Source organism: Pseudoalteromonas sp. S3785, from assembly GCF_005887365.1.
In the GTDB taxonomy this organism is placed as follows: Bacteria; Pseudomonadota; Gammaproteobacteria; order Enterobacterales; family Alteromonadaceae; genus Pseudoalteromonas.
In genome coordinates this window covers 1-326 of sequence record NZ_PNCT01000137.1, presented here as the reverse complement: position 1 = coordinate 326, position 326 = coordinate 1, and the positions used below count along the sequence as shown (strand labels likewise).

The 326-nt window shown below is 41.7% G+C and carries 1 protein-coding gene; it reads left to right on the top strand.

The genetic code is table 11. The annotated features are described in order from the left end of the window. Nucleotides 1–67 precede the first annotated feature (67 nt). A partial coding sequence (locus tag CWC17_RS19830; protein WP_502704922.1) for an Ig-like domain-containing protein occupies nucleotides 68–326 on the top strand: 259 nt, incomplete at its 3' end.

The window sequence follows — 326 nt, the reverse complement described above, 5'->3', positions numbered from 1 at the left end:
GAATCCACTTACATATCAACAGTCGAATATATTCTTTGCCTACACGTAGCTCTTACTATCTCTAACAATAACCGTAACACCAGTTAACGATGCCCCAGTAGCCAATCCCGACACGGCTACTATTTTAGAAGATGCTGTAACAACAAATATTGATGTATTAAATAATGATACAGATGTAGAAAACGACTCGCTTTCTATTAGCAGCGCAAGCGCAAGTACAGGGAGTGTTACTGTGGCCGGTAGCAATCTTGCTTTTACTCCTGAGGCCGACTTTAACGGCCAAGCAGTTATAAATTATTCCCTAACTGATGGCACCGATACCGCTA